Consider the following 11,748-nt stretch of genomic DNA (forward strand, 5'->3'; position numbering starts at 1 on the left):
GATGCGCGTCCGAGGCAGCGTCAGACCGGCCAGCGGCCGTCGCGCATCAGCTCACGGCCGGGCAGCCCGTTCACCTCGGCGCCTTCACGGTGCCGCGTGTGCTGCGATCGCCGGACGGCTCAGCGCAGTTCCTGGATGCGGATCAGGTTGCCCGCGGGATCGCGGAAGGCACAGTCGCGAACCCCGTACGGCTGATCGGTCGGCTCCTGGACGACCTCGGCATCGCCGGCCTGCAGCCGCTCGAAGGTGCCGTCGAGGTCGGAGGTAGCCAGGACGATGCCGGCGTAGGTGCCCTTGGCCATCATCTCGACGATGGTGCGGCGCTCGTCGTCGGTGACGCCGGGGTCGACGACCGGCGGCTGCAGGACGATGGACGTGCCGGGCTGGTCGGCGGGGCCGACGGTGATCCAGCGCATCCCGTCGTATCCGACATCGTTGCGGACCTCGAACCCGAGGATGTCGCGATAGAAGGCCAGGGACGCGTCCGGGTCGTCGTGCGGGAGGAAGCTCGCGTGAATAGTGATGCCCATGGCGGTCAGGCTAGTTGCGGCTCCGTGACCCGCGCTTCTCGATTCCTGACCGGTCTGGTCACCTGTTTCGCCACGCACGACGGCATCCCCGCCGTCGCGTGAGCTGTCTGGATCCGATAGGTGCTGGGCGGCACCCCGACCAACTCGGCAAAGCGGGTGCTGAAGGTGCCCAGCGACGCGCAGCCGACCGCGAAACAGACCTCGGTGACGCTGAGGTCGCCACGACGCAGCAGCGCCATCGCGCGCTCGATGCGCCGCGTCATGAGATAGGCGTACGGCGACTCACCGTAGGCGAGCCGGAACTGGCGGCTGAGGTGCCCGGCCGACATGTTCACGCCTCGGGCGAGCGCCTCGACGTCCAGCGGCTGCGCGTACTCCCGGTCGATCCGGTCGCGGACGCGGCGCAGCCGCGCGAGGTCACGCAGGTGCTGCGCCGCGGCGGGTCTGCTGGTCACCTACGCGATCGTGCCACGTCGCGCCGGAGTTGCCCAGCGCCGCCGACGTCCCCGCCCAGCTCTGCTCCACGTTCAAGGACATCGAGTTCGTCCAGGAGGCCTACGAGCACAGCTTCAGTTCGACGATGGTGAGCTTGGTCATGGTTTTCTCCGTTAGTGGTTGGGGTCGAACGAACGGCCGGTCAGGGCGACGAAAGCGTCGTCGAGGGTGCGCTTGTCGATGCGCAGATCGCTGACCAGGACGTGGTGGCGGGCGAGCTGAGCGGTAACCGCCGTGGCGAAATCACCCCTGCCCGTGACGACCACCAGGTTTCCGGTCCTGGTCACGCCGGTCACCCCAGGCAGCCCACCCAGCTCGACCATGTCCCCCGCCATCAGCGTGAACCGCATCTGGTGTTCGGCGTCGATCCCGTCGACCAGCCCGGCCGGGGTGTCGATAGCGACGACCTTGCCGCGGTCGAAGACGGCGACGCGGTCGCACAGCTCCTCCACCTCGTCCATGAAGTGGCTGACCAGCACCACCGTCACGCCACTCGCCCGGACGCGCTTGATCAGCTCCCAGGTGGTACGGCGAGCCTGCGGGTCGAGCCCCGTGGTCAACTCGTCGAGAAACGCCACCCGCGGATTGCCCACCAGCGCCAGCGCGATGAACAGCCGTTGCTTCTGGCCGCCGGACAACTTCCCGAAGCGGGCATTACGCTTGTCCGCCAGCCCCCACTCCTCCAGCAGGTCACGCCAGTCCCGCGGCTCGGCATAAAAGGACGCATACAGGTCGAGCGCCTCCCACACCTTGATGTTCTCCGGCAACTGCGTGTGCTGGAGCTGCACCCCGATCTGCTCGCGTACCTTGCGCCTGTCCTTGACCGGGTCGAGCCCGAGCACCTTGATCGACCCGCCGTCGGGCCGCCTCAACCCCTCCACGCACTCCACGGTGGTGGTCTTGCCGGTGCCGTTCGGCCCGAGGATGCCGAAGATCTCGCCCTCCTCCACGGAGAACGACACCCCGTCTAGAACTGTCAGGTCCGCGTACCTCTTGCGGAGGTCTGTGACTTCGATGACTGCCATGGCTCAAGCATCTTTTGCCTGCGCCCGGGGCGAATCGATCTGCTGGCCATACTCGTCCGCGAATGCTGCTGACCCGAAAATCCACCGATCGGTTGATACCGCCGAGGAGCTACGCCGTACTTTCATGACCTCGATCGGCACTTCGCTGCGGTCAGCCGCGCTGCCGTTCAAGGTAACCCCCCAAGGCCGAGCTGCTGAGAGGACCGCTACTGCCCTTCCACACCCCGAAAGGCCGCGCGATCGAACGCTGCCCGCACCTGACCAACAGCGACGCACTGATCAATCTCGTGAGCACCGACGAGACCATCCACGCCATCCCCGCCCACGTCGTCCGCGACCTCGGCGCGCTGGCTCCTGGAGGCTGACCGTCCGCCTGGCGTTGCCGTCAACAAACACAAAAAAAGCCCCGGAGCGATCAAGCCTCGGGGCATCTTTGCTGTTCAAGACTGGTGGTCAGGGGCAGGGTCGAACTGCCGACCTTCCGCTTTTCAGGCGGACGCTCGTACCAACTGAGCTACCTGACCCAGAGCGGTCCTGACGGGACTTGAACCCGCGACCTCCACCTTGACAGGGTGGCGAGCACTCCAAACTGCTCTACAGGACCTTGCGTTTCTTGCGGTTTGCGCTCGCTTAGCTTACCAGCTCTTCGGTGGTCTTGGACCAGCCGTTTTCCGGTGCGCCAAACGCTCGCAGTGCCCCCAACGGGATTCGAACCCGTGCCGCCGCCTTGAAAGGGCGGTGTCCTAGGCCGCTAGACGATGGGGGCTCAGGATTCCCTGTCGCCTTCCGTCGGAGACCTCTGAAGCATAGGGGACGATTGCCCTTGATGCCAAAGCGGCGGACCGGTGGTCGGCGTCGGAGTGCCAGTGACCGGTCCCGTTGGCGACGGGGCGTTCGCTGGCTCCGGAGAAATCATACGTTGTGGGTCGGGCTCCACGTGACGCTGGATGTACACCGACTGCTCCCCCAGGCCGCCCAGCGTGATGTCGTCCCACGCCTGCATGCGCTTGGTCTCCCTGTCGAAGTACAGGACCGAGGCCTGCACGGGCGTGGGCTGGGCGTGTTCGAGGGCGCGCAGGCCGGCGCCGCCGGTCGAGCCCTGGACGAGCAGGCGGGTGCCCGAAGGAAGCAGGGTCGTCTTGCGCGCGTGCGTGTGGCCGGCGAGGATCATGGGCGCCACTCCGGAGAAGCCCTGACCGACGTCCGGGTCGTGTACCGCGATCACGTCCGGGTTGCCGACCTGGCCGAGGTGGGAGCGGGCGAACTGGCTGAGTACGGCAGGGTCTGAGTCTGTTGCCACGGACTTGTCCGGGGTGAAGCGAGGATCCCCTAGGCCGTAGATTTTCAGGCCCGCCACCGTCTCCGTGGTGTTGTCGAGGACTATGGAGTTCTTCTGCTTCTCGACCGCTTTCTGGGTGGTCATCGAGTCGTGGTTGCCCCGTACGTACACATACGGAACCCCCAGGCGGCCGATCTCGTCGACGAACTTGTTCTCCGCCTTGGTGCCGTGGTCGGAAATGTCGCCCGTGTCGATGATCATGTCCACGCCGAACTGGTCCTTGAGGGAGCGGATGACGTTCCAGGCGATGGGATTTATGTGGATATCGGAGACATGGAGGACCCGGATGGTCCTGGGGTTGGTGTCGTACAGAGGCAGGGTGGAGACGGTGTCGTAGAGCTTCGAGACGTTCGTGACGAGCTTGGTGAGTTGCGACCTGTACGACTCGAAGCGGGACACGATCGACTCGGCGCTGCCCACCAGCGACGGCGCGGCGGCGATGAGCCCCGAGTAGCGGGGCTCGACGAGCGAGCTGGGACGGAAGGTGAGCGCTGCGAGGGCTCCCGTGGCCGCCAGACCCACGGCGGCGGCCAGGAGGCCCACGAAGGCCACACGGGGGCGCCTGAAGACCATCAGGACGGCGATCAGCGCCCCCGCCCCCGCGCACAGGAGCGAGCGGATCACAAGGGCACGTACGCCGTCCAGGAGGTCGCTCTCGATGAGACCGGGCAGACGGTCGGCCAGCCGCGGGTCCTCTATAAGGGCTTTGGCGCGGTCCTGGTCGATGTTCTCGAGCGTGATGCGCAGCCGCAGCGGCGCGTCGTGTGTGCGGAACGTGAGCGTGCCCAGCGGGCTGGCGTCCACGACCGTCTCGCCGTTCCATGCCGGGCGGAGAGACATTCCGGTCTCCACGGGACCGATCTGGGCGCGTACGGTGCCGCTGAGGAAGATGCCCAGCCAGGCACCCACAGCGGCGACGAGGAGCACCGCCGCCGCTCTCGCCGTCCTGGAGTTGATGACTGCTTTTGACCTGTGAACGAACTTCATACAGTTTCTTGCCTACCCGAGCGACGAGGCAGAATGGGCAGCGTGATCGAGGTTTCGCGGGAGAAGTTCGAAGAACTCGTGGCCGAGGCATTGGACACGATTCCTCCCGACCTCGCCCGCGCCATGAGCAATGTCGTCGTAACGGTCGTCGATGACCCGCCGGAGCCCCACCTGCTCGGCCTGTACACCGGTGTCCCCCTCACCGAACGCGGCGACTGGTACTCAGCAGTCCTGCCCGACCGCATCGAGATCTACCGTCATCCGATATGTCAGATCTGCGATACGGAGGCGGATGTCGTCGACGAGGTCCGCATCACGGTCCTCCACGAGGTCGGGCACCACTTCGGCATCGACGACGCCAGACTTCACGAGCTGGGTTGGTAACCCTTTGCTTTTGGTTCGCTGCTTTGGGTTGCGGCTTGCCATAATGATCGGGCACCTTAGGTAACACACCGAGCACCGTAAGTCAGGCACAGCGGAGTCCAATGGGGGCCATGCGGGCGCGACGGCCGCAGGGACGGCATCGCCGTGCCGAGGACCAAGCCACATACCGAGAAGTCATCGCCATCAGGGAGTTCAGGGCGCTCTGGTACGGCCAGGGCCTTTCGCTCCTGGGTGACCAGCTCGCGCAGGTGGCGCTCGCCATACTCGTCTACGATCGCACGCGCTCGCCGCTGGCCACGGCCGCGGTGTACGCGCTGACGTACCTCCCGCCGATCGTGGGAGGGCCGCTGCTGGCCGGGCTGGCGGACCGGTTCGCGCGCAGGGGCGTCATGCTCATCTGCGACCTGATCAGGGCCGTGCTGGTGGGCGTGATGGCGGTTCCCGGCATGCCGTTCTGGGCGCTGTGCGCGCTGGTGTTCCTGGTGGTGCTGCTCAGTGCGCCGTTCTCGGCCGCGCGGGCCGCGCTGCTGCCCGAAGTGCTCGAAGGCGACCAGTACGTCATCGGCTCGGCCCTCCAGAACATGACGAACCAGGCCGTACAGATGCTCGGTTTCGCGGCGGGCGGAGCGGTCATCGCGACCATAGGCCCCTACCGGGCGCTCGCTCTGGACGCCGCGACGTTCCTCGGCTCCGCGCTGATCCTGATCTCCGGGGTACGGCGCCGCCCCGCCGCCAACCGCGACGACACGAAACCGTCCATGTGGACCATGACCGCGGCGGGAGCCCGGCTCGTCTTCGGATCGCGGCAGCTGCGGACGCTTGTCCTGTTCGCGTGGTTGTGCGGCTTCTACATCCTGCCTGAGGGCATCGCGGTGCCGTACGCGGCCAAACTCGCCACGGGGACGCTGCCGGTCCCCGTGATCACTGGGTTGCTGATGGCGGCGATGCCGACCGGAACGGTGGTGGGGGCGTTCCTTTTCAGCAGGTTCGTAGGGCCGCAGCAGAGGTTGCGGCTTATGGGGTGGATGGCCATGCTGAGCTGCGCGCCCCTGATCGTGACGGCGCTCCGGCCGCCGCTGGCCGTGGTGCTCGCCGCGTGGGTTCTGTCGGGGATCGGCGGGGCGTACCAGCTCGCGGCCAATGCCGCCTTCGTCCAGCATGTTCCGGCCGAACGTCGCGCCCAGGCGTTCGGCCTCGTGCAGTCGGGGCTGATGGCCGTACAGGGGATCGGGATCTTGGCCGGTGGGTTCGCGGCGGAGAGACTCGGTCCAGAGCCGGTGGTCGCGCTGGCCGGGATCACCGGAGTGATCTGCGCGGCCGTGCTCGCCATGATCTGGACCGAGGCCCGGGAACGCGTGCCCGCCACGGTCTGATCACTGCTGCGGCTTGTGCTCGCCGCTCCAGTCCGTTCTGCTGCGGTCCTGCTGCTTGTGGATCAGGTCCTGCACGATGGAGGTGTCGCTGTCCTCCTCGGGCATGAGGAGCCAGCCGATCGCGTACACGCCGACGCCCAGTCCGCCGAAGAGCGTCGCGATGGCCAGTGCGATGCGCACCAGGTTGGCGTCGATCCCGACGTACTCGCCGATGCCGGAGCAGACGCCCGCGACGATCCTGCCCTTGTGAGTCCGACGCAGCTTCTTGACGTTGTATTCGCTCATGCCTCAAGACTGCCCTTGTGCCCGGTGTTCGCACATCAGGATTCCCCCTGGTAGAACCCTGGTAGCCCCCTATGTAACGAAGGGACCCGCGATGGACGACCTGCTTCGCCTGGACGACCAGCTCAACGCCGACCAGCGGCTGATCCGCGACACGGTCAAGTCGTTCGTTTCCGACCGCATCCTGCCGTACGTGGGCGACTGGTTCGAGAAGGCTGTCTTCCCGGCCCGCGAGCTCGCGCCCGAGCTCGGCTCGCTCGGCCTGCTGGGCATGCACCTGGAGGGGTACGGCTGCGCGGGGACGGACGCGGTGTCGTACGGGGTGGCGTGCCGCGAGCTGGAGGCCGGCGATTCGGGCCTGCGCTCCTTCGTCTCCGTCCAGGGTTCGCTGGCCATGTTCCCCATCTGGCGATATGGCTCGGATGAGCAGAAGGATGAGTGGCTGCCCCGGATGGCCGCCGGGACGGCGATCGGCTGCTTCGGGCTGACGGAGCCGGACCACGGGTCCGACCCCGCAAATATGCGGACTTATGCCAAGAAGGACGGATCCGACTGGGTCCTGAACGGCTCCAAGATGTGGATCACCAACGGCTCCATCGCCGACGTGGCCGTGGTGTGGGCACAGACCGACGAAGGCATCCGCGGCTTCGTCGTACCGACCTCCACCCCTGGCTTCTCCGCCCCTGAGATCCACAAGAAACTGTCCCTAAGGGCCTCGGTCACCTCGTCCCTCTACTTCGACGACGTCCGCCTGCCCGCCTCCGCCGTCCTCCCGGGCGTCGCCGGCCTCCGCGGCCCGCTCTCCTGCCTCTCGGAGGCTCGCTTCGGCATCGTGTGGGGCGTCGTGGGCGCCGCCCGCGCCTGCCTGGAGGCGGCGGTGGAGTACGCGAAGACCCGCGTCCAGTTCGACAAGCCGATCGGCGCGTTCCAGCTGACGCAGGAGAAACTCGCCTGGATGTACGTCGGCACCGCCCAGGCGGGGCTCACCGCCCTGCATCTGGGTGCGCTCAAGGACGCGGGACAGCTGGAGCCCCGGCAGATCAGCTTCGGCAAGCTGGCCAACGTACGCGCCGCCCTGGACATCGCCCGCCAGGCCCGCTCCATCTTGGGCGGTAACGGGATCACGCTGGAGTACCCTGTGATCAGGCACATGAACAATCTGGAGTCGGTGCTGACGTACGAGGGGACGCAAGAGATCCACACGCTGGTGCTCGGGGAGGCGCTGACGGGACTGGCCGCTTACCGGTGATGCAGGCGTCGCGGGCAGGGCGGTAATCTCTGTACCCTTGCTGTTGCGAGGGGCGTTAGCTCAATTGGCAGAGCTGCGGACTTTTAATCCGTAGGTTCCGGGTTCGAGCCCCGGGCGCCCTACCATTCCACACCCCATCCGACCTGCGCTTTCTCGGTTCTCGATCATCTCTTGTCAGGCGAAGATGGCCGAGTCCATGCTCGTCACATGCTCTTCGGCACGCGCCCGGCACATCAGCGGCCGAACACCGTGGCCGAAATGGGCCGCTTTGCCAGGGCCATCGCGCGCCGCCCAGACCTGGCAGGTAAAGCGAGACTCCCGAGAAGCCCAAGAGAAGGGCCGTGCGGAAGGACTGGCGGGCGGGCCGCGCCCTACTTGATCTCAGACCCGTCCAAGCGCTGGGCAAAGCCGCTTTCGGCCGAGGTGGAGCGCCTTCACAGTGACTGCCGTTCTGATCTTCTCTACGGAACGGATCTGCGCCTGATCGCTCGTTTACTCTTCTCAGAAGTACCGTCCAATCCGCGTGGCGATCATCACCACGTTGCCGGTCAGGCCCTACGGATGGTTCCCTTGCGGTGACATGCTCCAACCCACCTGGATGACCGTATGAGCGAAACGGGCTGGCGCCCATGGTTGCCCGAGGCAATCGCGGCGCTCATAGTGCTCGCGATCGGCTCCACCGAGGCCGTGCCGACGTGGGCGATGCTGAACGGCCGTCCGGAAGTCTTCGCGCAGGCGCTGGCCATCGCGTTCGCGGTGGGCTTGTGCCGCCGCGCGCCGGGCGCGGCGCTCGGACTGGTATGGGGGCTGGGCCTGATCCACGTGATCGGTGTGCCGATCATGCTGATCGAGTTCGCGTTGACCGCCGTGTTCTTCGGCGGTGCGCGGTGGGGCCGCCCGCCGACCGTGGTGATAAGCGCGCTGTCAGTGCCGCTGGCCGTGGTCGTGGCGTTCGTCCTGCACGACGGCCAGGTTGTCAGCCTCCATCTGCTGCTGGGCGGATCGAAGCTGGGCGACATGATCCGCCAGGAGCCGACTGTGCAACTGACCCTGTCGCTGATCTCGTTGTTGGTCGTCGCCGCTCCCTGGCCGGCCGGCCTGGTGATGCGTTTCCTCGAACGGGCGAGCACCTCGCGGGCCTCGATGCTGGCGGCGGAGGAGGCCGCCGCCGGGGCATGGCGCGAGACCGAGCATGCCCGTGAAATCGCGCATCTGCGCGATCAGCAGACCAGCCTGGCCCTTGACGTCCACGATGTCGTCGGCCATTCGCTGGCGGTGATCCTGGCGCAGGCCGAGTCGGGGCAGTACCTGGACGACACCGTGAAGCTGAAGAAGACCCTGCAGACGATCGCCACCTCGGCGCGCTCGTCCCTGCGGGATGTACGCCAGGTGCTCTCCTCGACCCAGGACACGACCATGGTGCGCGATGATGCGGGCCGGTTCGACACTCTCATCGCCGGGGTGCGCCGCAGCGGACACGAGATCATCGCGACCGAGTTGGGCACCCCACGTCAGCTGCCACGCGAAACCGGGGCGGTCGCCTACCGGGTTTTCCAGGAAATGCTCACCAACGCCATCAAGCACGGCCGGCGAGACCAGCCCATTACGGCCGAGCGGCACTGGCCGGCGGCGCAACCGGCCGGCGGCGTCGAGGACACCTTGCGCATCCAGGTGACCAACATGACCGAGGCCTCCGATACCGAGGCGTCCGGTCACGAGGCCTCCGGTCACGACGGCACCCGCGCCGGACGTGGCCTGGACGGCATGCGGCGCCGGCTCGAAGCGATCGGCGGCCACCTCGACGTGCGCCGCCGCGAGCAACTCGCCGGCACCACCTTCACCGTCACCGCATACCTGCCGGTGCGGGGCGGCGAGTGATGAGCGACGAGATCACCATGCTGCTCGTCGACGATCAAGAGCTGTTCCGCGAAGGAGTACGAGTCATCGTCGACGCGCAGGAAGGCATGCGGGTGATCGGCGGGGCAGGCAACGGGATGGAGGCGGTCCGCCTGGTCGAAGAGTTGCGGCCCGACGTCGTCCTGATGGACATCCGGATGCCGGAGATGGACGGCGTCGAGGCGTCCCGGCAGATCTTCGCATCCGAGCGGGTCGCCCGGCGGGCCAAGCCCGTCCGCGTGATCGTGCTGACCACGTTCAACCTCGACGAACGGGCCGCCACCGCGATCCGGCACGGTGCCAGCGGCTTCCTGCTCAAGGACACGACGCCGCTGATGCTGCGCGACGCGATCCGCACCGTGCACGGCGGCAACGCCGTACTCGCCCCGCAGGACCTGGCCACCTTGCTGGACAGGCAGTTCCAGGTCGAGGTAGCGCCGCCGGCGGCGTTTCTCGGGCTCACCGACAAGGAACGCGAGGTGTTCACCGCCGTGGCCCGCGGTCTGTCCAACGCGGAGATCGCTGGCACCGTGTTCGCCAGCGAGTCCACAGTCAAAACCCATGTGGGCGCCATCCTGCGCAAGCTGGCGCTGCGCGACCGGGTACAGATCGTCGTGTTCGCCCACGAACACGGTCTGGTCTGAGCGACCGTCCCGTGACCGTGGGCACACCGCCGGAGCGATTGACGAGGGTGTCAGTCGAGGGATAGCCCTGCGGCCGAAGTCACCCGGGCGGCCCGGCGCGCCGGGAGAACAGCGGCGAGTAGTCCGGCCAGGGCGGCGATGAGGACGACGACGCCGAGTGACAGCCAGGGGACTTGCATGGTGGCGTCGCTGAGAGCCCGCTTCACGACCGTCTCGTAGCCGGCCCAGGCGAACCCAACGCCGATCACGGTGCCGAGCAGGGTGGCCACCACGGACAGCAGCACCGCCTCGGCCGCCAGCATCCGCCGCAGCTGCCTGCGGGTGAGCCCGAGCGCGCGCAGCATCGCGTGTTCGCGAGCGCGTTCGAGTACGGACAGCCCCAGGGTGTTCGCGATCCCGATCAGGGCGATCACCACGGCGATTCCGAGCAGGCCGAGCACCGACCAGGTGAGGATGTCCAGCTGTTGGTCCTCCGTCGCCCGGGCCTGCAGCTGGTCGTGGATCTCCGCGCCAGCCGCATCCGCCAGCCCGGCCAGATCGTCGACGAGCTGGATCGGGTCGGCGTCGGGGGCGGCGCGAATCCAGATGGCATGCGGTTCGGGGGAGTCGGTGAGCTGTGCCAGGGTCTCGGGCGCGACCCCGCCCGTCTGGCCCCAGCCGGACAGGAAGGTGGCCTGCAGCTGGTCTTGGCGGTCGCCGGCCTGCACCGTGACCTGGTCACCGAGCTGGATGCCCAGGTCCTTGCGAAAGGCCGCCGGATCGAGGCTGATCATCCCTGGCTCTACCTGGGCGAACGCCCCGCCGTCGCGGGCCACCTGCTCCGCGTCCGGCGCGGTGACGACCAGGATCGGTTCGTCGAGCCCCGCCACCTGAGCCATGGCGCCCTCCACCGATATGGCCTGCTCCACACCGGGAGTGCGGCGTACCTGGTCGAGGAGGTCGGTGGTGACGGGCGTCTCGGGCGAGGTGAGCGCGGCATCGATGGGGTGAGACCTGTCGCGTTCCTCGTCCACGGCCGCACGTGTCGTGGCCGATCCGGTGAGCACGGCGGTCGTCAGGGTGACGCAGACCAGCAGGGAGGCGGTGGTGGTGGCGGTCTGGCGGGGGTTGCGCACGGCGTTCTTGGTTGCCAGCCGCCCCGCGGGGCCGAGCAGCGCGCCGGTGATCTGGACCAGGCGGGGAACGAGCACCGGCCCGAACAGGAGTACGCCGGTGAACACCGAGCCTCCGCCGGCCAGCAAGAGCGCCGTGCTGTCCTGGCTCATCGCCACCCCGAGCAGGGCCAGCCCGGTGACCAGGAGGAGTGCAGCGAGCGCCAGCCGTACCCGGCCGGTGGCCGTGTGTATGTCGACCGCGGCATCCGGGCGCAGCGCCGCCAGCGGGCTCACCCGGACCACACGCCGGGTCGGCAACCAGGAGGCGAGCATGGTGACGGCCAGGCCGACGGTGAACCCGCCCAACAGCCAGGGCGTGGGCAGCTCGGGGGCGCCCATCGGGGTGGTGGGTGCGAGGGTGTTGATCAGGGCGATCAGCCCGTAGCCGAG

Annotated in this window: 11 protein-coding genes and 4 tRNA genes; 6 read left to right on the forward strand and 9 right to left on the reverse strand. The window is 67.7% G+C overall.

Features of this window, described 5'->3' with window-relative positions:
* Window positions 1–119: 119 nt before the first annotated feature.
* The 7 genes from AB0J09_RS04195 to AB0J09_RS04225 all read right to left on the reverse strand — a co-directional run bounded on the left by AB0J09_RS04195 (window position 120) and on the right by AB0J09_RS04225 (window position 4,376).
* Window positions 120–530, reverse strand: coding sequence for a VOC family protein (locus tag AB0J09_RS04195; RefSeq protein WP_360684814.1), 411 nt, complete (start codon window positions 528–530; stop codon window positions 120–122).
* A 5-nt stretch (window positions 531–535) separates the two neighbouring features.
* Window positions 536–985, reverse strand: coding sequence for a helix-turn-helix transcriptional regulator (locus AB0J09_RS04200; RefSeq protein WP_360684817.1), 450 nt, complete (start codon window positions 983–985; stop codon window positions 536–538).
* Window positions 986–1,138: 153 nt separating this feature from the next.
* The gene (locus AB0J09_RS04205) at window positions 1,139–2,050 is read right to left on the reverse strand and encodes an ABC transporter ATP-binding protein (RefSeq protein WP_360684820.1); all 912 of its coding nucleotides are present in this window, start codon (window positions 2,048–2,050) and stop codon (window positions 1,139–1,141) included.
* Between the two features lie 447 nt (window positions 2,051–2,497).
* A tRNA-Phe gene (locus tag AB0J09_RS04210) sits at window positions 2,498–2,574 on the reverse strand.
* 5 nt (window positions 2,575–2,579) lie between these two features.
* Window positions 2,580–2,654 (reverse strand) — tRNA-Asp (locus tag AB0J09_RS04215).
* An 89-nt stretch (window positions 2,655–2,743) separates the two neighbouring features.
* A tRNA-Glu gene (locus tag AB0J09_RS04220) sits at window positions 2,744–2,816 on the reverse strand.
* On the reverse strand, window positions 2,817–4,376 hold the full coding sequence (locus AB0J09_RS04225; RefSeq protein ID WP_360684823.1) for a metallophosphoesterase: 1,560 nt from the start codon (window positions 4,374–4,376) through the stop codon (window positions 2,817–2,819).
* A gap of 42 nt (window positions 4,377–4,418) precedes the next feature.
* On the opposite strand from AB0J09_RS04225, the gene AB0J09_RS04230 reads away from it, so the two are divergent.
* Complete coding sequence (locus AB0J09_RS04230; RefSeq protein ID WP_360684852.1) at window positions 4,419–4,760, forward strand: metallopeptidase family protein; 342 nt, start codon at window positions 4,419–4,421, stop codon at window positions 4,758–4,760.
* A 110-nt stretch (window positions 4,761–4,870) separates the two neighbouring features.
* A complete protein-coding gene (locus tag AB0J09_RS04235; RefSeq protein WP_360684826.1) occupies window positions 4,871–6,133 on the forward strand; it encodes an MFS transporter in 1,263 nt (420 codons plus the stop codon).
* Here the strand turns inward: AB0J09_RS04235 and AB0J09_RS04240 are convergent, their stop codons facing one another.
* On the reverse strand, window positions 6,134–6,418 hold the full coding sequence (locus AB0J09_RS04240) for a PspC domain-containing protein (RefSeq protein ID WP_360684829.1): 285 nt from the start codon (window positions 6,416–6,418) through the stop codon (window positions 6,134–6,136).
* A gap of 91 nt (window positions 6,419–6,509) precedes the next feature.
* On the opposite strand from AB0J09_RS04240, the gene AB0J09_RS04245 reads away from it, so the two are divergent.
* From AB0J09_RS04245 to AB0J09_RS04260, 4 genes are all read left to right on the forward strand, one after another.
* Window positions 6,510–7,664, forward strand: coding sequence for an acyl-CoA dehydrogenase family protein (locus AB0J09_RS04245; RefSeq protein WP_360684832.1), 1,155 nt, complete (start codon window positions 6,510–6,512; stop codon window positions 7,662–7,664).
* A 49-nt stretch (window positions 7,665–7,713) separates the two neighbouring features.
* Window positions 7,714–7,789 (forward strand) — tRNA-Lys (locus AB0J09_RS04250).
* 481 nt (window positions 7,790–8,270) lie between these two features.
* Complete coding sequence (locus AB0J09_RS04255) at window positions 8,271–9,542, forward strand: histidine kinase (protein WP_360684835.1); 1,272 nt, start codon at window positions 8,271–8,273, stop codon at window positions 9,540–9,542.
* A complete protein-coding gene (locus tag AB0J09_RS04260; protein ID WP_360684838.1) occupies window positions 9,542–10,204 on the forward strand; it encodes a response regulator transcription factor in 663 nt (220 codons plus the stop codon). Before AB0J09_RS04255 ends, AB0J09_RS04260 begins: the two co-directional genes overlap by 1 nt.
* A 50-nt stretch (window positions 10,205–10,254) precedes the next feature.
* On the opposite strand, the gene AB0J09_RS04265 is transcribed toward AB0J09_RS04260, so the two are convergent.
* Window positions 10,255–11,748, reverse strand: a 1,494-nt coding sequence (locus tag AB0J09_RS04265) for an ABC transporter permease (protein WP_360684841.1), incomplete at its 5' end; no start/stop codon positions are given.

Origin of the sequence: Nonomuraea sp. NPDC049784, assembly GCF_040659615.1 — a bacterium.
Classification (GTDB): Bacteria; Actinomycetota; Actinomycetes; order Streptosporangiales; family Streptosporangiaceae; genus Nonomuraea.